Annotated in this window: 21 protein-coding genes and 1 pseudogene; 20 read left to right on the forward strand and 2 right to left on the reverse strand. The window is 44.0% G+C overall.

Annotation, left to right across the window (positions count from 1 at the left end; translation table 11 throughout):
- Positions 1-131 precede the first annotated feature (131 nt).
- The 17 genes and pseudogenes from AB1S55_RS09740 to AB1S55_RS09820 all read left to right on the forward strand — a co-directional run bounded on the left by AB1S55_RS09740 (position 132) and on the right by AB1S55_RS09820 (position 19079).
- On the forward strand, positions 132-1790 hold the full coding sequence (locus tag AB1S55_RS09740; protein ID WP_370977830.1) for a carbohydrate-binding protein: 1659 nt from the start codon (positions 132-134) through the stop codon (positions 1788-1790).
- A 435-nt stretch (positions 1791-2225) separates the two neighbouring features.
- Positions 2226-5102, forward strand: a complete 2877-nt coding sequence (locus AB1S55_RS09745; protein ID WP_370977832.1) for an Ig-like domain-containing protein — start codon at positions 2226-2228, stop codon at positions 5100-5102.
- A gap of 274 nt (positions 5103-5376) precedes the next feature.
- Positions 5377-5910: a hypothetical protein gene (locus AB1S55_RS09750; protein WP_370977833.1), complete on the forward strand. Its 534-nt coding sequence runs from the start codon at positions 5377-5379 to the stop codon at positions 5908-5910.
- Positions 5911-6168: 258 nt separating this feature from the next.
- Entirely contained in the window at positions 6169-6546 is a 378-nt protein-coding gene (locus AB1S55_RS09755) for a GntR family transcriptional regulator (RefSeq protein ID WP_370977835.1), read from the forward strand.
- Positions 6547-6548: 2 nt separating this feature from the next.
- The gene (locus AB1S55_RS09760; RefSeq protein WP_370977837.1) at positions 6549-7436 is read left to right on the forward strand and encodes an ABC transporter ATP-binding protein; all 888 of its coding nucleotides are present in this window, start codon (positions 6549-6551) and stop codon (positions 7434-7436) included.
- Between the two features lie 41 nt (positions 7437-7477).
- Complete coding sequence (locus AB1S55_RS09765; protein ID WP_370977839.1) at positions 7478-8746, forward strand: hypothetical protein; 1269 nt, start codon at positions 7478-7480, stop codon at positions 8744-8746.
- Positions 8747-8881: 135 nt separating this feature from the next.
- Entirely contained in the window at positions 8882-11290 is a 2409-nt protein-coding gene (locus tag AB1S55_RS09770; RefSeq protein WP_370977841.1) for an agarase, read from the forward strand.
- A 159-nt stretch (positions 11291-11449) separates the two neighbouring features.
- Entirely contained in the window at positions 11450-11884 is a 435-nt protein-coding gene (locus AB1S55_RS09775; protein WP_370977842.1) for a cupin domain-containing protein, read from the forward strand.
- Positions 11885-11962: 78 nt separating this feature from the next.
- Entirely contained in the window at positions 11963-12544 is a 582-nt protein-coding gene (locus tag AB1S55_RS09780) for a DUF2058 domain-containing protein (RefSeq protein WP_370977844.1), read from the forward strand.
- Positions 12545-12600: 56 nt separating this feature from the next.
- On the forward strand, positions 12601-13335 hold the full coding sequence (locus AB1S55_RS09785; RefSeq protein ID WP_370977845.1) for a pseudouridine synthase: 735 nt from the start codon (positions 12601-12603) through the stop codon (positions 13333-13335).
- Between the two features lie 239 nt (positions 13336-13574).
- Entirely contained in the window at positions 13575-14003 is a 429-nt protein-coding gene (locus tag AB1S55_RS09790) for a hypothetical protein (protein WP_370977847.1), read from the forward strand.
- 617 nt (positions 14004-14620) lie between these two features.
- Positions 14621-15019: a hypothetical protein gene (locus tag AB1S55_RS09795; RefSeq protein ID WP_370977848.1), complete on the forward strand. Its 399-nt coding sequence runs from the start codon at positions 14621-14623 to the stop codon at positions 15017-15019.
- Positions 15020-15965: 946 nt separating this feature from the next.
- Positions 15966-16367, forward strand: a pseudogene (locus tag AB1S55_RS09800) (murein L,D-transpeptidase family protein); the annotation flags it as partial.
- A 189-nt stretch (positions 16368-16556) separates the two neighbouring features.
- Positions 16557-16865, forward strand: coding sequence for a hypothetical protein (locus tag AB1S55_RS09805; protein WP_370977849.1), 309 nt, complete (start codon positions 16557-16559; stop codon positions 16863-16865).
- Between the two features lie 121 nt (positions 16866-16986).
- Positions 16987-17322, forward strand: coding sequence for a hypothetical protein (locus AB1S55_RS09810; RefSeq protein WP_370977850.1), 336 nt, complete (start codon positions 16987-16989; stop codon positions 17320-17322).
- Positions 17323-17934: 612 nt separating this feature from the next.
- Complete coding sequence (locus tag AB1S55_RS09815; RefSeq protein ID WP_370977851.1) at positions 17935-18432, forward strand: hypothetical protein; 498 nt, start codon at positions 17935-17937, stop codon at positions 18430-18432.
- Between the two features lie 131 nt (positions 18433-18563).
- Entirely contained in the window at positions 18564-19079 is a 516-nt protein-coding gene (locus AB1S55_RS09820; protein WP_370977852.1) for a hypothetical protein, read from the forward strand.
- Between the two features lie 781 nt (positions 19080-19860).
- Here the strand turns inward: AB1S55_RS09820 and AB1S55_RS09825 are convergent.
- Entirely contained in the window at positions 19861-20979 is a 1119-nt protein-coding gene (locus AB1S55_RS09825) for an IS110 family transposase (RefSeq protein WP_370977853.1), read from the reverse strand.
- A gap of 134 nt (positions 20980-21113) precedes the next feature.
- Between AB1S55_RS09825 and AB1S55_RS09830 the strand changes: the two genes are divergently transcribed.
- A complete protein-coding gene (locus AB1S55_RS09830) occupies positions 21114-21488 on the forward strand; it encodes a hypothetical protein (protein WP_370977854.1) in 375 nt (124 codons plus the stop codon).
- A gap of 197 nt (positions 21489-21685) precedes the next feature.
- On the opposite strand, the gene AB1S55_RS09835 is transcribed toward AB1S55_RS09830, so the two are convergent.
- The gene (locus AB1S55_RS09835; protein WP_370977856.1) at positions 21686-22216 is read right to left on the reverse strand and encodes an IS110 family transposase; all 531 of its coding nucleotides are present in this window, start codon (positions 22214-22216) and stop codon (positions 21686-21688) included.
- A 248-nt stretch (positions 22217-22464) separates the two neighbouring features.
- Between AB1S55_RS09835 and AB1S55_RS09840 the strand changes: the two genes are divergently transcribed.
- The gene (locus tag AB1S55_RS09840; RefSeq protein ID WP_370977857.1) at positions 22465-23265 is read left to right on the forward strand and encodes a hypothetical protein; all 801 of its coding nucleotides are present in this window, start codon (positions 22465-22467) and stop codon (positions 23263-23265) included.
- Positions 23258-24220 (forward strand): hypothetical protein, encoded by a 963-nt coding sequence (locus AB1S55_RS09845; RefSeq protein WP_370977858.1) that lies wholly within the window; start codon positions 23258-23260, stop codon positions 24218-24220. The genes AB1S55_RS09840 and AB1S55_RS09845 overlap by 8 nt, the downstream gene beginning before the upstream one ends.
- Positions 24221-24316 lie beyond the last annotated feature (96 nt).

Genomic DNA, 24316 nt, shown 5'->3' on the forward strand with positions numbered 1-24316 from the left:
GTCGCGTAGATCAACCATTAAGCGCTTTGGGCTTGAAAAAAGTAGTCCTGTGTCTAAAAGTGTTAGCTTTTTCCTTCTAAGGAGAGAAGGGCAACATTGTTAATACAATCATAACTCGAGGTACATGCTTAATGCGGACCCCCAGCAAATTCTTAACTGCTCTCACTGTTTCTAGTCTTTTGGCTGCTTGTGGAGGTGCATCTTCTACCAGCCCCGAGCCTAGTCCTGCTACAAGCCCAAGTCCTGCTGTTGAACCATTACCGAGTTCAAGCCCAAGCTCTTTACCTAGTATTAGCCCAAGTGCTGTTCCGAGCGTCTCTGCAAGTGTCAGCCCTAGCCCAGCCTCCAGTGATAACCCGAATGGCAATTTTGTTATACAAGCTGAGGACTACACAGCCACACAAGGCGATGTTGATACGGAAAGTGCCGATGGCGGTACGGTCGTTAATTTCTTTAATAGCGGAGATGTGCTCGAGTTTAATGTCAACATTGAGCTGGCGGGCTTATATGAGGTGACCTATCGGGTTTCTTCGCCTGCATCCGACGCTGTGGCGGAGTTATTTGTTACTAACCAAGCCGGTGATGGCGTAGAGCATGTGGATACCAGTGTTGTCTCTACTGGCGATTGGGCTGTATTTGAAGATGTAGTGGCAGGCCAGCATTTTAATATTTGGAGCGCAGGCCCTAATACCATTCAGCTGCGCGGTTCGGGTACGAGCGATTATCAATTCAATACAAACTACCTTAGCTTTCGGCGTATCGGTGATATAGATGTTGACGTAGATAGCGATGCCGATGGTGTTCCTGATCACACCGATGAGTGCCCAGAAACTTCGCTTGATGACGAGGTTAATTCAGTGGGCTGTGCCTTGTCTCAGCTTGATGGTGATAATGACGGTATTAGCAATGACGTCGATCAATGTCCTGCTTCGACAGAGGGGGTTAATGTCGATGCCAATGGTTGTGAGTTTTCAGGTGGTGTTATTGACGTTAATACAGCTAATCCTGCTTTGCCCTCTTTTACAACGTTTTTGGATACAACTCCTGCAGGAAAACAGTGGCAAAAAGTTGAGGCAATGTCTGATGAGTTTGATACTTGGGATGCTGCTAAGTGGTTTAAATCAACTTGGAACTATGGTGATACGCCCGTCAAGATGATGCACAGTAACTCAGGCGTTACAGATGGTTATTTATGGATTAAAGCCACCTTAAACGCAGGCAGTACACAGTGGTTTGAAACCTCTAGGGTGCATTCTCGTGCGAAAATTTTATTTCCAATGTATACCGAAAGTCGTATCCAGGTAGCCAATATTTCAGCTTACAGTACCTATTGGCTTAATAACGGTGACGCCAATAATCGTGATGAAATTGATATTATTGAAATTAACCCCACCCCTACATGTGACTGCCAACCCAATTATCCTTGGCAAATGAACTCCCAGTATTTCATTGTAAAAAATGGCGATATAGAACGAGCTCACGGTAATTCAAATAACAATGACTTATCTGGTGCTAATGCCTTAAAAGGGCAGCGATGGAATGAGGACTATCACGTTTTTGGCGCATGGTGGAAAGATAAAAACACCGTTCAATTTTATTTGAATGGCGAGCCTGTTAACAGTGTGACGACAACTCAAGATTTCACTCTTGAACAAGAAATTATCTGGGATTTATGGACTCAGGATTCAACTTGGGTAGGTGGGTTGCCGGCTCAAGATGATTTATTGAATGAGGCGAACAGTACGATGAAAGTAGATTGGGTTCGTACTTGGCAGCTTGTTGATGAATAGTTATTTTAAGTAATGTATTTGTAGCTCATTTCTTTGAGCTGCATTAAACTGCAGGACCCTAAGTTCAGAGCTTAGGGTCTAGCCCTGCTGGCTTCTTTTTGCCTTGAGTGCGTTCTCCGCTTTAATTCGTTTGATTTTATTTCTTATTTCAGGCGCTAATTAAATTCGCCTTTCTTGTTGTTTTCCTGCTTAAAACTATCTTTATTTTGTCGTGTTTTGAGCTTTTAGATCTGTGTCTCATCAAAAACTGTGTTTTGAATTGGGCTTTCTTTATGATTTTAGGGCTTTATGATTTTTGAGTAACAGAATACGCCTTTGTTTTTGTGTGTTTTTAGTGTCGTTTTTTTGTTTGCCCTCTTATTTTTCAAGGAGTTGAAGAGTTTTTGCGCAAGGCTTAGCGCGGGATGTGTGAACCCTACAGCCTGGAAAATAACAATGAAAAAAAACAGTCCTAGCGCTTGGCGCTTACCTTTGCTTTTGACGGCTCTTATCGGCAGTCAGGCTCAAGCCCTTACCGAAACCGAGATCAACTTAGATGTGCGTCACAGTGTCTCGGGCTTCTCCGATTTCGACCGTGAAAAATATATGGTAATGCACTCGTCTCTATCTGAGAACGACTGGGATGGCAATGAAGATTTACTGACGTATTTAATGGAAGATCTCGATGTTTATTTTGGGCGTAATAATGGTGAAATGAATTGGCGTACAAGCCAAACTACGGAGGATGCTTCGCGCTCCGGTTTTGCCGACCCCACAAGTGTTGCCGCACAAGCTTTAGCCTCAAAAAATGCTTATGCCCTCAATGAAACCGCTCGACATAAATACGATGCTCGCAATGAAGTGATGTTTGGTGGGCAGTTAAGTGGTTTTTGGCCCGGCATGCACAATGGCAGTGGCGGTTGGAGCTTTGCCAATGGTGAGGCTGTTGGCGAGTGGATGGGGCATTTTGTTAACAATGCATTTAGGAGCGCTGAACAAGGGCCTAGTCTGGGCATGCAAGCGCCACGCTATGTCGAAATTCTCAATGAGCCGCTGTACCACTTGGTCGATGTTGAAGGTGAAGACCCGCTTGAAGCTTTTGAGTTTCATCGCGATGCAGCTGAAGCCTTTCATCTAACGCATACCGGTGACACCCAGATCGGTGGTTATGTCACCGCTTTCCCGTTTTTTGATGAAAGAAACTTTGAGCGCTGGAATGAGCGCATGAAGTTGTTTATCGATACGGCGGGTGAGCAAATGGATTATTTTGCAATCCACCTTTACGATTTTAACTACTTGAGTTCTGCTCGTGGCCCTGCAACCTTTAAAGGCGGCCGCATTGAAGCGACCTTAGATATGATGGAGCAGTATGAGCAGTTAACTTTGGGAGAGGTTAAGCCTTTTTTGATTTCAGAGTTTGGCGGTCGAGATCATCAAACAGAGGCTTTGGCCACTGCTAATGGCTGGTCGAGCATTAATGATTGGCAGAGTATGAAAGCGTTTAGCCCAATGACTCTTCAATTTCTAGAGCGCCCTCACTTAATGCTAAAAAGCATCCCTTTTATGCTTGCGAATGCGCATTGGTTTGCCGACGCAGGTGGTCAAGGTCGCGGTTATCCCTGGCGTTTAATGATTCATGAAGATGAGCGAATCGAGGGGGGCAGCGCAGACTATGTTTTTTCAGACCTAGTTAAATTCTACGAGCTTTGGGCTAATGTCAGCGGAACTCGTGTAGATACTCGCAGTAATGACCCCGATGTACTGATTGACGCTTATGTCGATGGTGCGACAGCTTATGTGATCCTCAGTAATTTAAATACAACAGCGGAAAAGGTGAGTTTCAACCTTTTTGGTGAGCAGGATGTGAGCTTAGATAGCGTATTGGTTAAGCACCTCTACCTTAATGGTGTGGCTGCTGAATTATCGGAAAATACGCTAGCGCAAGCTCTAGCTAGTTTTACTCTAGCGCCAGAAGCAACGGCAATATTGCAGTACAACTTTGATGCTGACGTAGCTGTTAATAAAAGCTCGGTAGAAGAAAAGTACTACGCAGAGACTTACCAGCAGGGTATTAGCGCAGGCGAGGCTAATACTTTTTCAATTAGTGGGGTTTCTGTTCCTAGTTATGGGGAAGCTGTGTTGCGTTTGAGTTTTGGTCGAGCCCATGGCTTATCTACGTTACCTGTGGTCAGTATTAACGGTAACGAACTGCAAGTAAGTGCCGATTTTGCTGGGGACATGCAGGAATATCGCAATCAGTTCTTTAGTGTATTGGAAATTCCGGTAGCCATTGATCAGCTGAGCGCGACTAATACGGTTGCGGTGACCTTTAGTGATACGGGTGGTTTTGTTACTACAAGCACGCTGGAGGTCTATGAGTTTAGTGAAGATATTCGAGATAAAGGCACTGCCGTTACTGGGGTAGAGGTCTCACATGATGATGTCACGCTCGGTATTGGCGAAGACTTTTCCTTAGTGGCTACAGCGGTACCTTTTTTTGCAGATAATGATCTAGGTGTGACTTATTCATCTAATGATGAGCGTATTGCTCGTGTAGATCGACTCAGTGGTGTTATCAGTGCTGTTAGTGCGGGTGTCACGACCATTGTTGCCATGTCTAATGTTGGTGGTTTTCAAGCGCAAACAAATCTTACCGTCGAGTCTCCTGTTGAGGCGTTCATACGTTTTGATGATAGTAGTCAGTACGACGGTGCAGATATTGAAGTTGGCTCGACTTTTCATGTTGTGGTAAATGTTGATGCTGGTACCGCTGAGACTGTTGTGGCGGGTACTTTAAACGGCGTAGAGCTGCGCCTGAGGCATCTTGGGGAAGGGTATGCTGTTGCTGGTGATGATCTTTTTATGAGCTCTGATGCAAGTTTGATTGGTGAGCGCAGCGGTAACTTAGTATTTAGTGTGACTATTCCCGATGATGCGACGCTGAGTGCTGATTTGGCAAGCGGAGAGTTTTATTGGCTTTGGTTGCGATTCACCAGTTCAGATGGTGAGGTGCATCAAGCAACTGCATTTCCTAATCTTGTTGCGGCGGCCTTAACACCCTCTCCACAGCCGTCGCCAGAGCCATCTGTGCAAGTGTCAGCAATTCCTACTCCACAGCCGTCGCCAGAGCCTTCTGTGCAAGTGTCAGTAGTTCCTACTCCACAGCCTTCACCTGAGGCCTCCGTAGGCGTACCAACAGAGCCCGAACCTGCAAGCTCATCGGAGTCTAAAACTAGCTCTGGTGGTGGTGTCTTTGACCCTATATTGTGGTTATTAACTGTGCTGGCTTCATTCTTGACGCTATCTCGTCGTACATCTGCGCGTGAAAAGTGAGCATAAGCTGTAGGAAGGGGGGGGGGCTTAGCCCCCCTTCCTTTTTACGAGTTACAAATTAGTGATTGTTTTTTGAGGGGGTATTTATCTACCACCTTTTTCCGGGGTTGGATAGGTAGAGGTTTACCGCGCCAATATTTTTCATACTGTTGTGTAGAGTTTTTTCTTCGCTTAGTATCATTCCTCCTTCCAGATCAGCCGGTTAATTAAGGAGTTCGGTTTATAGTTGCAATGACGTTCTGGTTGGTTTTTACCATTTATTAAAGGAATAAAAATGAAAATAAGTATTATTGGATATTGTAAGGGGGCGTTAGCCTCTGTTTTATTACTAGGCTCGGTTTTGTCCTATGCTGATAGTCGCACTTATTATGGTGACGAAGTAAGTGTAAGAGGCTTTCCGGTAGAGAGTGCTTTTATCGGTCAGTTTTGTCTTGATCAGAATAGTAACTGGGTAAACTCGTCGATTCTTTATAGCTCGCCTAATTTTGATGTGTCAGCCGCAAAGTATGTTAATAATGATTGGGTGCTAGGTTTTCCTGATGATGTGGTGTCGGTTGTTCGTGTTGTTACATGCTCCGCCCCCTCAACTGTAACCATTCCTGCAGGCACAAGAAGGGGGGCGAAAATTGACCCAAACAGTGCGGACCAAGTATGTGCTGAAGCTGGTTATGGTCCTTCGGTGTCTTATACTACTACCCCCTATACAGAAGTGGGGTTGGCTTCATGGACAGGAAGTAGCTGGCAGGTATATGGCGTTCCAATTATTTACGGGCCGCCACTATTAAATACTGTTGAGTGTGAGCAATAACACTCCTATCAAGGGCGCATTTGTGCGCTCTTGTTTCACCTCGTAGATCTATAAAGCTTGCTTGCGACGCTAGATATTCTATATAGCTCCTGCCTATCTTTTTTCCTTCTATCTTCTCTCTCTATTTTTTTTGAGCTCAGTTTTCTCTTCTTGGTTTTAATGAAGCGAGGGGGGCGGCCTATTATTTTCTCAATCAAGGCTTGTAAGTTTCAAAAAATCGTATAGTGTATTAATTGACTAATACACCTGTTGGTGCAGATGCTAGACGATCTTATTATTCAGCCCGAAGACTCTCGGCCTATTTATCAGCAATTAGAGCTTCAGTTGCTGCGTTTTATTCGCGCAGGGCGTTTACAGCCGGGCCAGGCTTTGCCTTCAGTACGGGTTATTGCTGCGCATTTGGCGCTTAATCCTATGACGGTTAGTAAAAGTGTTAATCGTTTGGTGGAGCAGGGCTGGTTGCAGCATAGACGTGGCAAGCCTACTTGTGTTGCCGAGAGCCTGCCGAATGAAAGCAGTAGTCTAGATGTGCAGCTAGAGCAGGATCTGAAACGTGTGATTAACTACGGTAAGCAAATCAAGCTAAGCAAAAAACAACTGCTCGATTTATGTAAGCAATATTGGGATGAGGTCTAGGAATGATCACTCAATTTAATAATGTCAGTGTACGGCTAGATAAAAAAGAAATCTTAAGGCATTTAGATTGGAGTATAGAGCCCGGTCAGGTCGTTGGTTTGTTGGGCAAAAATGGCGCAGGTAAAAGCACATTAATTCGCACCTTGTTAGGCTTAATCCCTGTGGCTGATGGAGAGCTTAAGACCTTAGGTATTGAACCGCGTTCTTTTTCTGATGAGCAAAAACAAGATATTGCCTATGTGCCACAAGTGGCGGTGGGATATGAAGGTTTTAAGGTGAAAACTGCACTTAAAATACATGCCTCGTGTTATGCCCGTTGGAATCAAGCTTTGGCAGAGCGTATGTTGCATAAGTTTGATATTGAAAGCAGTGCTCAGGTTGATAAGCTTTCAACAGGCCAACGCCAGGCGTTTATGTTGATGCTGGCTTTAGCATCGTCACCTAAGTTCTTAGTGATGGATGAGCCTGTTGCTAGTCTGGACCCTGCTGCTCGTAGAGATGTTTTACAGTTTGTGGCAGAGGCGGCTGGGGGTGATACAAGCATTTTATATTCCACTCATATTACTGCCGACTTAAACCGCCTGACCGATAAAGTTGCGATGTTAGCTGGCGGTAAAATTTGTTTCTATCACAGTACTGAGGCTCTGGCACAAAGCGTGTTAATTAAGGGGGTGCCGAGCGAACGGATACAGGCCAATAAGCTTTGGGCTTCAAATTTATTACTGGCAAGTGAAAGTCAAGCTATCTTTTGCGCTTGGGATACCGAGCTTGAACAGCAATTACATCAATACCTAGGGTGTACTTCTATGCTAGTTCAGCCGCTTAATTTAGAGGAATTATTTATTCGTTGGCATCGGTTAAATACTGCCCTTTATCCTTCTTGTGACTAACTTATAAGCGGCTTTTAATTAAAGCTAATAAGGCGCCTGCTATGACTATGTCTCTAGCCCTTCGTTATTTTTTCAGTATTAAGATGAACGCTATTTTTAGTGTTTTGATGGCGGTGTTTTTACTTGTTTTGTTTATTCCTTCCCCCAATAAAGCGCCTCAAGATGGTGGCCTTTCTATACTATTGCCACTTATGTTTTCTGCATTGCTGTTAGAAAGCACAATCGCTTCTGTGCAGCAAAATGAGGTTTTGCGTTTGGTGCCTAAGTTGTTGCGCAAGGTCAGATGGTTTTGCGTTACTCAGTTTATAGTGGTTGGCTCAGTATGTTTCTATGCTGAAGATACGCTCAACTTAATTTTTCCTGCTGTGCTTCTATATTGGTTTGCCTGTTCTTTGTTGAAGTTAAAGCTAAGTGATAAATATAAAGCGGGGGCTGATATGGCTAAAGCATTACCGTTTTTTTTATATTCCTACCCCGATATCTTAAACTTTCTTACTTATACATTTTTAAATGTATGGAGCTGGGCTGGGTTAAGTTTTACTCTGCTTCTTGCTATTGCCGCGCTTCAGTTTATTTCTGTTGAATGGAACACATACCGTCCTAATCGTGAGGCAAACCCTTATAGCCCTCAAAGCCAAGAAAAGAAGATAGCTAGTGCGAGTAAATTATGGCGATTTAAATCAATTAATGATGCCCATGCACTCACTTTATATTTGCCACAATTTTCTACGGTTTTTATTTTGTTTTTGTTTGTTTCTGTACTATTTGTTTTGAGTTTATTTGGCGCAGGGCCTAGTAATATTTTTGTTATGGCTTTATTGGGAATTTATATCAGCGCTTTGGCTGGTACGGTTTTATTGGGGGATAGGCGCTCCCACTTGGCTTGGTACGCCCTAAGGCCTGGAGCAGGAAATGCGACCAAACTCATCTTTTCTTTGCTGATGCAGGCTCTTAAGCGTTTAGCTTTAGCGGCTTTATTTTGTGTGTGTTTTGCTCTTCTGTGGTTGTATTTTAAACAGGGAGAGCCCTCTGTATTGGCCGCAATATACCTGCTTGAGCTGGCAGTGTGGGTCGTGCTTTTGTCTTTTAGTATCGGTTTTTGGTTGTCTTCTATGCGTATGACCGGCTTTTTACCTTTATCGGCTTTAGTTATTGTGGGTATTGGTTCGGGTTTTGTGATTTTGTTTAGCTTACTTTCGTATATGAATGATGGACATGACGCTGCTTTCTTGCGCTTTTATAGCCCAATAGTAAGTCTTTTATTGTTCTGTATCGGCCTATTTCGTTATCGCCGAATAGCTTGGTTGTAGCTGAAATTTAAGAGAGCTATAGCTTGTCTCTTTATATATGAATTTCTTTTTTACTAGCCCTTCCTTTGCTACAATTTTTCTGTTTATTTCCTCTTTTTATTTGTATTCCACTTTATTTAGCCTCTTGGATTAATTATGTCGATTAGAAATCAATTTTTATCGCATCTAGGTGTTCGCTCATGGGCTCCGCTTGCGCTTATTGCAGCACTTAGCCCTGTATTATCATCTTGCTCCGATAAGGGTACAAAAGACGAAAGCGCCGCAGAGGCGATGACACAAACCTACGAAGACTATTTTTCTACTCCTTTGCTGATGCTAGCGGACTTTAACGGTGAAGCCGTTCCTGCTCTTGCTAAGACCGATCGTACTACATTGAGCCTGATGCCTAACGGCAAGAATGGTTCAAGCTTGGTGGTAAATTTTCCTGCTGATAATAACCAAGAAGCGGGGGTGATCTTTCGGCCGGATCAGCCTTGGGATTGGAGTGAGTACGGTTATTTTAGTATTGCGGTCGACGCCCATAGTCTAGGGGATCGATCTACCCAGCTAATGATCAGCGTGCGTGACATAAGTGGCAACTTCCACACGCGAGCAGTAGCGATATTGCCTGGTGAAGATAAAACCTATTATTCCGAGATGAAAGGGCCTGATTTTATTAGCCCAGAGGGTGAAGAAGACAAAAAAGCCGAGTTGAATCAGGCTTCGGGCTTGCGTGCGAACCCTCCTAAGTGGACAACGGCCGCAACGCAGTTTATTTGGATGTGGGGCGTCAAAGATCTTGACCTAAGTGCGATTACAGAGATCAAGTTCCACTTGCAAGATGGCTTGGGTGAAAAAAAGGTCTCTTTAGATAATGTGCGTTTGATTGCTTCGCCACCACTACCTGAAGACATTAACTACTTAAGTAATATTCTTGATGAATTTGGCCAAAACCGTCGAGTAGACTTCCCTGAGAAAGTTCACTCAGTGGATGAGTTGATAGTAAAGCGTGATGCAGAGCTTGAGCAATTAAAAACCAATAGCTTTAGCGATCGCTCGCGCTTTGGTGGTTGGAGTAAAGGCCCTCAGTTTGAAGCAACAGGTTTTTTCCGCCCTCAGAAAGTAGGGGATCGCTGGAGTTTGGTAGATCCAGAAGGGTACCTCTATTTTGCTACGGGCATTGATGCTGTGCGCTTTGTTGATACCTACACATTAACGGGTTATGGTTTTGATGGTAGTTACAACTATGAGTCCAGCAAGCAAGGCACTAAGCGTAGTTCCAAAGCTAAAAAACATCGTAAAGTCACCTCTGAATTGCGCGCTAATATGTTCAGTTCTCTGCCTGAATACGGCGATGAACTTAGTAATCACTATATTTATATCGCAGGCGGTATTCACTCTGGGCCACTTAAGGCCGGTGAAGCGTTTAACTTTTATGGTGCTAATATTGAGCGCAAGTACGGTGAAAAAGAGCCCGGTGATTATTTAAATCGTTGGGCCGATGTAACGGTTGATCGCATGTTGAATTGGGGCTTTACCTCTTTGGGTAATTGGTCCGACCCCGTGTTTACTGATAATCAACGCATTCCATTTTTTGGTCATATCTGGACCAATGATAGGCGCTACAAAAAAGTCTCAAGTGGCAATGATTTCTGGTGGGGCCTACCCGATGTGTTTGATCCTATGTACGCCACCGTGATTGAAGAGCGCATTAAAGCTTATGCGGCCGATCTTAAGGATAACCCATGGCTAGTGGGCGTGTTTGTTGATAACGAGATTAGCTTTGGTCGCCCTGAAACCAATGAGTCACACTATGGCATTGTCATTCATACCTTAGGGCGTGATGCTGCAGATGTTCCGACAAAAGCCGAGTTTAGCCGCTTAATGCAGGAGAAATATCAAGACATTAACGAGCTAAATAGGGCTTGGGATGTTGAAGTCGCTTCTTGGGCAGATTTTGCGCTAAGTTTTAAAGACTCAGATCTTTCTCAAGCTCAGCTTGAGGACTACGCCTTATTAATGAGTGCTTATGGTGAGAAATACTTCAGCGTAATTGGCGATAATATGAAGAAGTACTTCCCTAATAATATGTATTTAGGCTCACGTTTTGCCGATTGGGGCATGCCGATTGAGATCGTTAAGGCTGGGGCGAATCACGTCGATGTGCTGAGCTTTAACTTGTATAAAGAGGGCGTCTCCAAATACAAGTGGTCTTTCTTAGACGAGATCGATATGCCGGCTATTATTGGTGAGTTCCATATGGGGGCCACCGATTCAGGCTCTTTCCACCCTGGCCTTGTTCATGCTGCCAACCAAGAAGAGCGTGCATTGATGTATAAAGACTATATGCATACGGTGATTGATAACCCGTATTTTGTAGGTGCTCACTGGTTCCAGTATGTTGATTCGCCTATTACCGGGCGTGCGTTTGATGGTGAGAACTACAACGTTGGTTTTGTTAATGTCACTGATACACCTTATATCCCTATGGTTAAGGCTGCGAAAGAGTTACATCACGAGATGTATGAGCGACGCTTCTCTGAAGCCCTAAAAAACACTAAGTAAATACTGGGCAGTCAACCTGTTGCTGGGTTGACTGCTCCCTCCTTTCTGCTTTTACCTTGGCCCCTTCTTCTTTACCCTACCTTAATGCTTGTGGCTTACTGCAATACAAGTCGGTAAGCGTTAAACTTGTGTTGTGTCTATTAGCCTGCTTTTTAACCTATGTTGCTATTTCTATTTAGAGCCCTAAGCAGTATTGCTTTGCTGGTGTTAGTCAGTGGTTGTGCCAATAAGCAGGCTGTGGTGTATGACGAATATGGGCCCGTCAAATATGATGAGTGGGCTGAATCTTATCAAGACAAAGCGTTTTATGGGCGCAACTTGGTGTCGGTGAATCAGTTCTCTGCCTCGCTGTTCTTAGCGAATGAAAGTGAAACCAAGCACCTGCATAAGAATCATGACCTCTACCTTGTCTTGCTAAAGGGCAAGGCCACAGTACACCTCTATGAGAACGCATTTGAGCTAAAGCCTGGTGATAGCATTTATATTCGTCGTAGTGCACCACACTGGATAGAGCAGGTGGGTAATGAAACGGCTGTATTTAATATCATCACCTCGTTGATCCCTTGGGATAATGACCAGATAGAGCTAGATTAGCTTATAATACATGCCAATCGTTTAAACCGCGCTTATCGCCAGCGAGCCAATTAGCGCAAGAACACTACAGAACTGACTATGAGTAAATCCTTACAAGATCAACTGATGGGCGCAGGCCTTATTGATAAAAAGAAAGCCAAAAAGCTTGCAAACAGCGCTAAAAAAGAAAAATTTATTAAGCAAAAAGCTCGTCAGGATACTGAAGCTGAAAAACAAGCAAAGTTAAAACAAGCTCAGCAAGAAAAGAAAGAGCGCGATCAAGAGTTAAACCGTAAGCTAAAAGAAGAAGCTGACCAAAAAGCCATTTTTTCACAGGTAAAGCAGCTGGTTAGCCATTATCGTATCAGCGACCGCCAAGGTGACTTAGAGTACAACTTTAACGATGGCGGCAAGATTAAAAAACTGCGCTTAGAAAAGTTGGTGTTTGAAAAAGTTAGCCGTGGTTTATTGTGTATTGTTGTGATTGATGGCGTTTATGACCTTATTCCACGCCCTGTGGCTGACAAAATCAGTGAGCGTATGCCCGAATTGATTGTTGTTGATAACAGTGTCGACAAAGCTGTGTCTGCTGAGTCGAGCAGTCAGTCTGATTCTGAAGATGGCTTGAGTGATGAGGATTATTACGCAGACTTTGAAATTCCTGATGACTTAATGTGGTAGTGAGTCTCTAAGCGGGCTTGTACTAGGGTTACTTAAGTGCAGACCTAGGCCTTATTATGAAATCCAAGCACTCACGCTTAGACCGCTTTATAAATAAACACAGCCACTTTAGTTTAAGTGATACGCGGCTCTTGATTGCACAGGGCCGTATCCTAGTTGATTCACAGCCAGCCCATTCTATTCGACAACGTATTGGCGAGTTTTCAACTGTCGTCTTAGACGGCCTTTACCTGCAAGATCGTCAGCCAGTTTACCTCATGTTTAATAAGCCTAAAGGCTGTGTCTGCGCGACCAAAGATAATAAACATAAAACAGTATTGGATTTTCTAGAGCACCCACAAAAACAAGAGTTACATATAGTAGGGCGTTTGGATTTTAATAGCACAGGTCTGGTGTTGCTGACTAACGATGGGGCTTGGTCTAGAAAACTTAGCTTACCCGAAACCAAGCTTAATAAAATCTACCGGGTGGTCTTAGCCAAGGCAATCACTGAAGCTGAGCTAGCCTCTTACCAAAAAGCGTTTAGTGAGGGCATGTACTTTGGCTACGAAGGTGTTCAAACCAAGCCTGCCGTTTTAGAGCTTATAAACCCCAATACAGCATTAGTGACTTTAGTTGAAGGTAAATATCACCAAGTTAAACGTATGTTTGGCCGCTTTGATAATGAGGTATTGGAGCTTCATCGGCTATCGGTTGGGCATATCGCCTTAGATGAAGACCTGCAAGAAGGGGATGCTCGTGAACTAAGTAAGACTGAGTCGGCATTGGATAGCCGAGTGAGGAGAAGCTGATCTAGAGCCTTAATAAAACATCTATTGCAATAGAAGATGTTTTTGGGCGCTTGTAAGGCTGTGGATAGTGATAGGTGGGGAAGATCCGTCTTTCGTGATTCGGCATCCTGTGAAAGGCATGGTAAAGTAAGGGTAACGGCCTTCTTAGGCAAAGTGAGCGCTAGCTAAAGTGCGTGAAAGATGGATTTTTCTGTGTTTAAACATGGATTTATCGACTTAATAATATTGTTAGGCGTCCAATGATACGAATACTGAACGCATCTTTGATTAGTGGATTATCATTCGCTTTTCTTTTCTCTTTAGCCAATATGATTCGCTTAGGTAACTGGTATGAAATTTATCAACCGCTTCATTTAATGCTGATGTTTTGGTTATTCCTATTCGGTACGATTATAGCGCTGGTGTTTATGTTTAGTTTTGTTCCCGCATTTAATCGATCCAGCTTTACTATCTCAGCCTTGCTATTTGTCTCAGTTGGGGCCGTTCTTGGCGCATTGTTCCCGTACTTAGCGATTAATATCCTGCTTCCGAGAGAGGAGCCGGAATTTGCCGCATCAATGACCTTGGTGGATCATTTGGTATGGTATCTTGCCTATTGCTTTGTTGGCGCCGGTAGTGCGTTTTCTGGCTGGGTTTACTTATATAAAAAGGGTCGTATAAATGCCTAACAAGGCAATCCAGCATCAGCTACTTCGTAGCTTGGACAGCCTAGCCGTCGCTCGTTTTGTGCATGGCTTCGCCATTACCGCACAAAACAATCAACAACTAGTCTGCCGCTGATTGCGGCGTTATGTGTCTTTATGAATTTTCGAGAAAATATCAAGTACACTTTTTTAAACTTAGGATTTTTGCTCCTTTGTACGATCTGCTCGTTGTTGGTTATAAATCTCTATTATTACTTTTACAAAATTTGTACTGGTAGTTCAGCAGGGGCTGCATTCAGCCTAACATTATTAATTTGGCCAACAATAACACTATCATCGTTTTTTATTGGTCGGTTATTTAGAATGTTCAGTCAGAATTCACCCACCTCATATCAAGTGGGTGGCATGGCAACAGCGTGGATTATATCGTGGGTTGTGCTAATGCTTTTCACTTTTCCAATTTCAGCGCAGGAAAATTATGGAGGCTGTCCAAAATGGTTAATGTACAACACATAACAAGGTTATCAACCACCGCCAGCGAGCTGGCTGGACCTCCACTGCGTCGTTTAAAGTGTGCTTTAATAGCACACTTTAAACAACTACGTTCCGGCCGGTTATAACGGCGTTATGCGTAATTAGTAATGAATCAATATCAAGAGCCACCTGGTAGATTTTTAGAAGTCATAGTTGGGCTGGTCACAACCTTTATTGCGCTAATTTTTGGTGGGCTATTTTTGCTTTTGGTGCTAAATGGCGGCCTTAAGTACGTCACCTTTATTGGCGGTGCATTCTTACTTTTAGCTACATATTGGTTCTTGGTGGTTTCGGTTCGGCTTGTTCTAAATAAACCAAATAAGCACGGTGGTTTATTCTCCATCGGGGGCCTAAGGTTTCTCAGTGCCTTCGTCGGTATTTCAGCTCTTATAGTGGCTCCGTTAGCACTCTATATGGGCCATTGGGGGGCGCTCATTGGCACTATTTGCTTATCAGTCGGCTGCTATCAAGGCTGGCAAATGGCGGGTCGGCGTGGCACCGCATAACAAAGTTATCAACCACCGCCCGCAAGCGGGCTGGACCTCCACTGCGTCGTTTAAAGTGTGCTTTAATAGCACACTTTAAACAACTACGTTCCGGCCGGTTATAACGGCGTTGTGGGGCGGTCGATAATTCTTTTTTTAGTCAGTAATGTGCGTTCTTTTAATGCCTTCTACTTTCGTAGTTACACGGTATTTAACTAAGTATTAAATTGCTATCTAGGCAGTGTATTTCTGGTGCCGCCTTCATTATCGCGTGGTGCCCGCATTGGCTCAGTAGCGGTGGTGTGCCACTAAGTGAGTGCATTTATTCTTACGCTTCGGTAATCTTTCACTATTAAATTAACCGTGGGCTGCGCTTACGCTTCGCCAAGGTGCTAGTAGCAGGTCTGTCCTGCCGCTAGCCCCCAACAAGGCAATCAGCTGGACTCCGCATTGCGTGGTTCGCTTTCAGCTCACATTACCACGCAAAGCTCCACCAGCTATTGCGGTGTTGTGGGGCGGTCGATAATTCTTTTTTTAGTCAGTAATGTACGTTCTTTTAATGCCTTCTATTTTCGTAGTTACACGGTATTTAACTAAGCATTAAATTGCTATCTCGGCAGTGTTGTTCTGGTGCCATCTCCACTATCGCGTGATGCCCACATTTGCGTTATAGCGGTGGTGTGCCACTAAGTGAGTGCATTTATTCTTAGGCTTCGGTAATCTTTCACTATTAAATTAACCGTGGGCTGCGCTTACGCTTCGCCAAGGTGCTAGTAGCTGGTTTTTCCTGCCGCTAGCCCCCAACAAGGCAATCAGCTGGACTCCGCATTGCGTGGTTCGCTTTCAGCTCACATTACCACGCAAAGCTCCACCAGCTATTGCGGTGTTACCTGTCATGAAGTACTTCTTACTACTATCGCTATTAATATCAAGCTTCGTATGAGGCGAGGTCGACCTCGTACAGGTCGATAAATCTGAACGAAAGATGTATCTCTATTCAGGAGGCACTCTCGTCAAAGAGTATGATGTGGCATTTGGTGAAAACCCCAAAGGCCACAAAACCCAAGAGGGAGATGAAAAAACTCCAGAGGGTACTTATACGCTTGATTACAAAAAAGAAGACTCCTCTTTTTATCGGTCAATGCATATCTCTTACCCAAATGAAGATGATAAAACCCAAGCTAGAGCACGTAGCGTATCTCCAGGTGGCTTTATCATGGTTCATGGTCAGCGCAACTGGTTAGGCTGGCTATCACCCATAACTCAGCGCTATAACTGGACTGATGGGTGCATCGCACTCACCAACTCCGAAATGGACGAATTCATGGATTTGGTAAAAGTAGGCACCACAATTCAGATTAAGTGGTAAGAAGGTAACAAGGCCATCAACCGGAGCTCCACTGCGTCGCTTTATATGTGCTTTAATAGCACATATAAATCAACTCCGTTCCGCCCGGTTATGGCGGCGTTAGCTACTCAGATCAAATTGGAGAGAATTATTAAGTTTCTAACCTCTTTAACTTTACTCAGTTTGAGCACACTCGTCTTTGGTGAAAACATGGAAGAATTTGAATATTGTAAAATTGAGCGAAAGAGCTCTGAAATTGAACTCCAAGAATGGAGCAGTCTCATACAAAGCCTTACTAACCTAGAGCAAATACCTGATAGAACCGGGATCAACCCTTTCACAAAAGAGGAAACGCTTTTTCCCGGTGAGGGGAAAGCCTATTACGTCGTGTCCGGTGAACGACAAGGAAATATTGTCCTAGAAGGAGGTGCTCTCCTCACCGCAGGTGTCCCTATGGTTTTTTGCACCACTCTTGCTAGCAAGCTAAGTGCAGTTGCTTCCGTAGATGACCGTAGCTAACAAGGCTATCAACCGGAGCTCCACTGCGTCGATTAATATGTGCTTTAATAGCACATATTAATCAACTCCGTTCCGCCCGGTTATAGCGGCGTTATGCATAAATACAATTTTAGGAGAGTATGTGAAGAAGTTTCTATTAGTTATGGGATTGGCTATGTCTGTCAATTGTTTTGGTGGTTCTGTGACTGCTAAAGTTTCATTTATCCAGGTAAACAACAAAACGGGGTACCCAAATATCGTAGCGATTAAGCCTTCAATAGTGCCCAGTAGTAGGCCCAGTTGTGCCACTGATACTCATGGAAGATTTGCTGCTTCGTTAGAAACTGAGGCAGGTAGAGCTATCTATTCTATGGTTTTAGCTGCACAAGCCAGCGAAAAAACTCTGGAAATCTATGGCACAAATACATGTATAGGTGGTGCATTAGAAGAAATCGACTACATCAGAATTAAAGAGTAAATGCATAACAAACTCAGCCAAGGTGACCTCCGTTCCGGTGTTTGTTTTCGTAGTGGCCGCTACACTACTACAAAAACCAACACCTCCACTCCGGCCCCTGCTGCAGGGCGTTAGGCACCCCAAGCATGAAACAACTATTTCTTATCGCAGTACTAGCTTGTCTCACCATGAATTCCTATGGAAATTCTGGAAAACCCTTGGAGTGGAACTCCCGAACCGGTGATATTATTGATGTAACTGAACAGTACGCGTACATTAACTTTGATCTTAAAAATCTTAGGCTAACGATCGACGACAAAGAACTACTATTTCCTCGTTGCATGAGGACGTATTTTGATTCACATGAAGATCAAAGAGTACAATTTGAAATTAGTCGTCCCAAAAGTGAATTTTCTTGGCTCGCTATTGGGGTATACCCTAAAGACAAGAAACACAACATTATCCTTCATATCTCACCCGAAACCTTGCTTCCTTTAGGTTTTTACATATCAGTTCATGAAAGACGAAATAGCTGGATTAGGCGAGAGTTAAAAATTTCTGAGTATTGTTTAAGTGACATTGAGAAAAATATCACTTCTGTATTTCCGCCAAACCTAAAACGGTCTAGGTAAAATGCCTAACAATGGCATCAAAGGGACGCTCACTGCGTTGCTTCGTTTGTGGTTTAACGCTACGCTACCACAAACAAACCAACTCCGTTCCCGCCCCTTATGCCGGCGTTATGTTTTCCCCGGCTCCGAACCTATGAAACACTGGTTAACTTTCAACTCATATCTTTACTGGGTCTTAATGCTCGGATTTTCTTTGATGGTGTTGGTCGGAATTGTAGACCTATCAATTGGAAATATCGGGCAGCATGGAGAGCTTTCAAAGCCGGTCACACCCAAACAAACCCTAGTCACAGTAGCCCAGATTCTAACATTTACACTTATGGCATTGGTTAGCTTTTACGCTGGAAAACAAAAGCTATTCCCGCAGCTTATTGTTAATATATTTTTGGCTGTAGTATTGGTGTTCCTTGGCGCTCCGTTGTGGTTCTATGCTTCATTTTTCGTGTTTCTTCCCCCCATCGGCATGATTCTATTTCAAATCTACGGTCCCAAAACATAACAAGCCTGTCAATGCGCCAGCAAGCTGGCTAGGACCTACACTACGTCGCTTAAATATGTGCTTTAATGGCACATATTTAACCAACTACGTTCCGGCCCATTACAGGAACGTTATGAGTCCAGGAAGGTTTCGTGCTAAAGCGATTTTTTAAAAAGAAAAAGTTCAGCCTCTATCTTGGTAGCTTGGCAGTAGCACCTCGATCAGATTTCAGGCGTCACTTTGATGAGTGGTCGGCTTTCGGGAAGGAAGACTTAGACTCATCTCTTCGTGCACAACTGATCGAGATTTTTGAGCTTCCTTTAGCGAGTACTATCAGTCAACCTACTGACACCGACTTAGCCCTAGATGTTGTAGTTCCAGAATTTCAGTCAGGGGATATTCTCGATGTGGCTCTCGGAGATATGGGCTTTCCTTTAGCATGGCGCCCTAAAGTAGACGTGGCTGCACGGATATACAAACTAGACACCGGAAAAACAATTCATACGGCCAGCGTTACCGCCAAGTTAGGCTGGAAGCAGTATTTCTCAAGGCTTTTTACTTGGAGAGCATTTATTAGGCTTAAGCCTATGTTTGATTCATCTGATCTCAATTTATTGCTCCAGAGGGCATGCTTAGAGTTACTCTCTAAATTGAGGAAAGCGGTATGACTCATAACAATACGTGCAAGCAAGGGCACTTCGTGCCGGGACGCAGTAAACTGCGCCCCTTCACTCAGCGTTGTGGGGCGGTCGATAATTCTTTTTTTAATCAGTAATGTGCGTTCTTTTAATGTCTTCTACTTTCGTAGTTACACGGCATTTAACTAAGTATTAAATTGCTATCTCGGCAGTACTGTTCTGGTGCCATCTTCACTATCGCGTTATGCCCGCATTTGCGTTATGGCGGTGGTGTACCACTAAGTGAGTGCATTTATTCTTAGGCTTCGGTAATCTTTCACTATTAAATTAACCGTGGGCTGTGCTTACGCTTCGCCAAGGTGCTAGTAGCTGGTCTTTCCTGCCGCTAGCCCCCAACAAGGCAATCAGCTGGACTCCGCATTGCGTGGTTCGCTTTCAGCTCACATTACCACGCAAAGCTCCACCAGCTATTGCGGTGTTGATATGTTTCCCGCCGTCAAGAACTTATTACTTTCCCGTCCAAAATAAATTAGCGAAGCGCTTTGCCAAAAACACATTAGGAGTAAAAGCGGAGCCAGTATAACGACGGTTGTCATGCTGATATGCGAGGGTTGGTTACCTCAGTACTTTTTACGCCGCGAAGCTGCCTCTGTCTATGATCGAGAATTACGGTGGATCTGTATCTCATAACGCAGTCGAGGGTTCTTCTTACCGTGGCTGCACTTTTACTCTTAATGTGTCTCGTTGTTCTTTCTGATCAACCTTTTTTATTTGTTTAAGATTAATGATTAAAGTTTTTCTTCGGTTTTAGTTACGCTTCAGGCTTGATGTCCAGCTCCCGAAATATCGACCATATAAATGCAGCTAGCTCTCTCGCTAAAGCTACGACCACAATATTTTTGCTGCTTTTAGTTTTAGATAAATGTTTGTAACGATGTGTCAGTCTTAGCTGCGCCTTCCAAGCTATATCCCTTATATGAAGTGGTATATCTTCCTGACGTTTTTGCATTTCCTTACTAACTTTCGGATTAAACCTATAGCTCCAGGCTGATTCAACCAGTATTTTTCTAGCGTAGATATTTCCTGTTTTGGTGATCGCACCTCGCTTAGTTCGCTCACCGCTTGAGTGCTCCGATGGTGTAAGACCAAGGAAGCTCATTAACTGCTTGGGGTGCTCAAATCGAGTTAAGTCTCCTAGCTCCGCAATTATTCCACTAGCTGCAACCATACGCACGCCACGCAGTGCCATCAACGCTTTTACCGCTGGGTATAAGCGCCAATCTTTAACGTACTTTTCTATCTCCCCCATGAGGCGTTGCTCACGATGAGCCGCTTCTGTCATCGTGTTTAAGTATTCTTGGTAGGTAACTTGAGATGCAGCATGAGGGAGTTTCACCTCCGCCAACCAACGCAGGTGCGCTTCGCTCCAGTTCTCACTATGTGGGCAGCGTATATCGTGCCTAAGTAGAAAGCTTTTTAAACGTTGCTTGGCTCGCGTGCGCATTTCTACCGCATCTAAGCGCGCTCGAGTTAGGTCTCGGACGGCTTCATCTTCTGGGTTTGGTACATACACTGCCGTGAGCTCGCCTGCCCGATAAAGACGTGCGAGGCTAATGGCATCTCGTTGATCTGTTTTAACCTTATCGCCAGCCTTTTTTGGAATTAACGAGGGCGCAACGACAGTACATACATGCCCTTTACTGATAATGTAGCGGTAGAGCTCGTAGCCCGTTGGCCCGGCTTCGTAGCAAAAGTGCAGGCTATGGCCTTTTGCTACGAGTTTGCGAAGCGCCTTTTTAAATGCATCACGGGTTCCCGCGATGCTACCAAAACGCCTAACCTCACCGCCAATGCCGTCTTCAGCTAGCGCGATTTCAATGCTTTCTTTATGGACATCCAAACCCACGAAAAGTATGTTAGATTGTGTCATGTCGACCCCCGATCCCGTTTATAAATGGTTGTGAAGAACCTTTATTTTATAGCTCTGGCGCTTCGGTGCTAACCTACGTTTGGCGACGGGGGGCGGCTCCTATTGGCGGGAAACATAATGTCTAGGCGTATTTGATGTTACTGCTAGAAATGTATGAAGAATTCAGAATTGAGTTTCCAGACATTATTGCGAAGGCAGACTCAATCCATGTAAAGCAGTGGGGTAGCCTTGACCCAGATTACGCTTATTCTTGGTTTGAAAGCCTCGCAAACGCTTTAAGCGGTGAAATGCGCAAAGGTATCACTCCCACTCATTGCAGAGGTTTTTTTGAGTACTTTAGGAAGAAGTATCTTTTTGAAGGCGATGACATAAAAAACTTCATAGATGTAGCCTTTGCAGAGAATCTGTTCTGGCAGGTAAGCAAGGAAAAGTCAGTTCCTTATTGGAAGCAACTGCCTGATACTATCAAGTCTCTATATAAAGATTTTCATGGCAAAGCACCCGCCTAACAACACGCCCTGAGGTGGACCGGAACCTTAAAATCTAGGTTGCAGCTGCATAGGCTAGTAAGCCCGAACCTCGCTTTTTCAAACTCTCTAAATACTTGCTCTCATCATAGGCTGTACGGGTTTGCCAGCAACGGAAGGCAATTCGAATCCACTTAAACGCCAATGCCCTAATCGCCATATTGTGAGTTTTTCCGCGATCAATTTGCTGCTTGCTCTTTATCAGAACAAGCCTTGGCCCAATAAGAAAAACGCACACTTTGCCCCGCCCATTCGACAAAGGTTTGCCGGATAAATGTGGGGCAACTATAGCGCCAATGCGTCCATGATTTTTTGCCACTTTGCTCAATAACGGGGGCGATTCTTGCGTATTGTTGCAATTCAGCGGCACTTTTATATCTATCTCTATTACTGCCAAATGCCGTTAATAAGCGTGGCGCTAGCTGTGGCCCAGCTCCAGGAAAACTATCAAAGAGATTGCGGTCGTCCATCTTCCGATAGCGAGTTTGAATCTCTTTATCTAGCCGCAAAATACTTTCGATTAGGTGCTTTAATTGGCTGGCAAGCATTTCAATGATGATTTCATTGGGCTCAATTATGTCTTTATCATGCGTTAGTGGCATGATCTGTTTTATCGCCTCAATTCGCTGTTCGTTAATGTCTTGATAGCGTGAATTATGCTGATCAAAGAAGCTTCGATACGTCTTGGCATAGGTACGATGAGCAAGCAATGCTTGCTCCTGCCAAATTAACCGCTTAATTCAAACAATCAGCTTCGATCCAAATCACGAATCCTTTAATCTTCTGCTGTCTAGGTTTGAATGCTATTTAGTCGAACGTGTGAAATGAGCAATGCTAGGTTGTTAAAACATCGACAATGAGGATTTCGGCCTTTCACTTGATTATTTTATCCAACTAATGAACTATGCAATAAAAAGAGCCGATCTCGCTTATTTCATTAAAGGACGTCTAAGACACCATGTTAAGCATTCACCTATTGGATCATTTGATTCATTTTCAGCCGCCTAAATCCGAATACCCCTATGAAATACGCCACGCGATTTTCCCATCAGGCCAAGAACCAATTAAATATTACCAAAAAGGCTATGACTTAAATTCACATCAACAAGACGATGCGGTCAAACTCATTGCTTGGAGCGATGAGCAATTAAAAGAGCAAGCATTGGCTGATAAGCTGGCAGAGGATGACATATTCTTAGAGCTTGATAATGAAAAACCGAATCGCCTAGTCGCTGAGCAAGATAATTTATTGCTGGCCAATTTAGTCTGTCGCTTTGATACGGACAATGACGGGTATTTTTCTTTAGAGCTGTTTCGTCACCACCAAGCGAACATCACCAGTAATCAAGCATTAGTTCAGTCCATTGCCATGCAGGATGGTCAACCCAATGGCCACATTTGCGAGCAAGTGACCCAGCGAACCATCAATGATCACCTATGGATACGCAAAGATAGCAATGAAGGTCGCACGATTAGTTTTTATACCACGCTAACTGAACAATACTTTGTGGCACTGCATCTGACGCGCATCAACGAACAAATAGATGCCATCATGGATTCGGTCCGTTTTTCAAATTCAAGCTACGCAGGTTCTCAGCAGGCTCAATTAACAGAGCGGACTGATATTGATATCAACGCAACCTACCAGTACCAAATAACGCAACTCAAACAAGCGCGCAAAGCCGCCAAACAAGCACGAGTAGATGCAATGCCTGAAGCCGTTCGTGAATATTATCAATTCGAGGTCGACGATGAATAGTGAATGCCGTTACGTAAAAGCCGACGACCTAGACACCAGTTTTCGCCAACCCGTATTGAATCACTTTTGGCAATTGCCTAACCACAGCGCCTATGTCGAATCGTCCTCTGGTGCCATTGCCCAAACTGACGCAAACTCATCATCTCATCGGTTATGGCTCCTTGGTTTACTGCGCGAAGATCAAACACACTATGCAAGAGTGAATTTCAGTGCCGATTTAATCTATTCAGAAACGGTCATCAACGATGCGCGGTCATTACAACAGCATCATCAAGCGCAAATCATCGGTCGCAGTGAAGGATTTAAGGTGATTGATCAAGACTTTATCCATGGTGAAGACAATCTTGAATGGCACCAGCTAAAAACAGATGGATTTGAAGCCATTGGCTATCATCGTCGATTTCAAGGTTTTTTAAGTGCCCGATTTGCGCTCGTTTTATTAGATGCGCATCATTACTTGGTATTGAGTCATTATCGCTTAGGTAGCATTGTTGACGATGATGCCACCTTTTCGCAACACGTTGACAACATGCTTAACCGCATTCAATGCTTTGATGAACAATTACAACCAACGCAATATTCGCTGTCTGGCATTGAACAATTTGATATGCGCGCGCAAGATTCAGAAATCGAACCTGACAGTGCCATCTACATGACTTATATGGCCGGCTCAGGTTCAGAAAAACCCGTATTAACCATGCTGGCAACAGGAGCCATTGTCGGATTAATCGCAGTGATTATAGGGGTCATGTACGCTAGCCTAATGCACATATTTGTCGCATTTTTAATCATCCAAGGATTTGAGAAACTCACCGCTGAAAAGCTTGTGCGCAAGCTTAATAAACGCTTTCGCTTTCCCTATAAACCACTGCAAATGCTAAGAGGATTTTGCGTGGGTTTTAGCATTATTACCGGATTAGGAGTTTTTGGACTTTGGATTGTGAGTTTGTTTTAACTCACTCACTTGCAGCATTAATGTCAAGCTCGCCATTTAATGAACTTGGCTGCTTCAGTTTGTCATCATAAAGCGCCTTATCTGACCGAGGGCGAT

The organism is Agaribacterium sp. ZY112 (genome assembly GCF_041346925.1).
Classification (GTDB): domain Bacteria; phylum Pseudomonadota; class Gammaproteobacteria; order Pseudomonadales; family Cellvibrionaceae; genus Agaribacterium.

Excerpts from the sequence above, each read along its gene's own strand:
- AB1S55_RS09750 (WP_370977833.1), top strand. The coding sequence starts at position 5,377 with ATGAAAATAAGTATTATTGGATATTGTAAGGGGGCGTTAGCCTCTGTT.
- AB1S55_RS09765 (WP_370977839.1), top strand. The coding sequence starts at position 7,478 with ATGACTATGTCTCTAGCCCTTCGTTATTTTTTCAGTATTAAGATGAAC.
- AB1S55_RS09840 (WP_370977857.1), top strand. The coding sequence starts at position 22,465 with ATGTTAAGCATTCACCTATTGGATCATTTGATTCATTTTCAGCCGCCT.
- AB1S55_RS09825 (WP_370977853.1), bottom strand. The coding sequence starts at position 20,979 with ATGACACAATCTAACATACTTTTCGTGGGTTTGGATGTCCATAAAGAA.
- AB1S55_RS09805 (WP_370977849.1), top strand. The coding sequence starts at position 16,557 with ATGGAAGAATTTGAATATTGTAAAATTGAGCGAAAGAGCTCTGAAATT.
- AB1S55_RS09830 (WP_370977854.1), top strand. The coding sequence starts at position 21,114 with ATGTTACTGCTAGAAATGTATGAAGAATTCAGAATTGAGTTTCCAGAC.
- AB1S55_RS09795 (WP_370977848.1), top strand. The coding sequence starts at position 14,621 with ATGAATCAATATCAAGAGCCACCTGGTAGATTTTTAGAAGTCATAGTT.
- AB1S55_RS09780 (WP_370977844.1), top strand. The coding sequence starts at position 11,963 with ATGAGTAAATCCTTACAAGATCAACTGATGGGCGCAGGCCTTATTGAT.
- AB1S55_RS09755 (WP_370977835.1), top strand. The coding sequence starts at position 6,169 with ATGCTAGACGATCTTATTATTCAGCCCGAAGACTCTCGGCCTATTTAT.
- AB1S55_RS09770 (WP_370977841.1), top strand. The coding sequence starts at position 8,882 with ATGTCGATTAGAAATCAATTTTTATCGCATCTAGGTGTTCGCTCATGG.
- AB1S55_RS09740 (WP_370977830.1), top strand. The coding sequence starts at position 132 with ATGCGGACCCCCAGCAAATTCTTAACTGCTCTCACTGTTTCTAGTCTT.
- AB1S55_RS09790 (WP_370977847.1), top strand. The coding sequence starts at position 13,575 with ATGATACGAATACTGAACGCATCTTTGATTAGTGGATTATCATTCGCT.
- AB1S55_RS09775 (WP_370977842.1), top strand. The coding sequence starts at position 11,450 with ATGTTGCTATTTCTATTTAGAGCCCTAAGCAGTATTGCTTTGCTGGTG.
- AB1S55_RS09815 (WP_370977851.1), top strand. The coding sequence starts at position 17,935 with ATGCCTAACAATGGCATCAAAGGGACGCTCACTGCGTTGCTTCGTTTG.
- AB1S55_RS09745 (WP_370977832.1), top strand. The coding sequence starts at position 2,226 with ATGAAAAAAAACAGTCCTAGCGCTTGGCGCTTACCTTTGCTTTTGACG.
- AB1S55_RS09785 (WP_370977845.1), top strand. The coding sequence starts at position 12,601 with ATGAAATCCAAGCACTCACGCTTAGACCGCTTTATAAATAAACACAGC.
- AB1S55_RS09845 (WP_370977858.1), top strand. The coding sequence starts at position 23,258 with ATGAATAGTGAATGCCGTTACGTAAAAGCCGACGACCTAGACACCAGT.
- AB1S55_RS09760 (WP_370977837.1), top strand. The coding sequence starts at position 6,549 with ATGATCACTCAATTTAATAATGTCAGTGTACGGCTAGATAAAAAAGAA.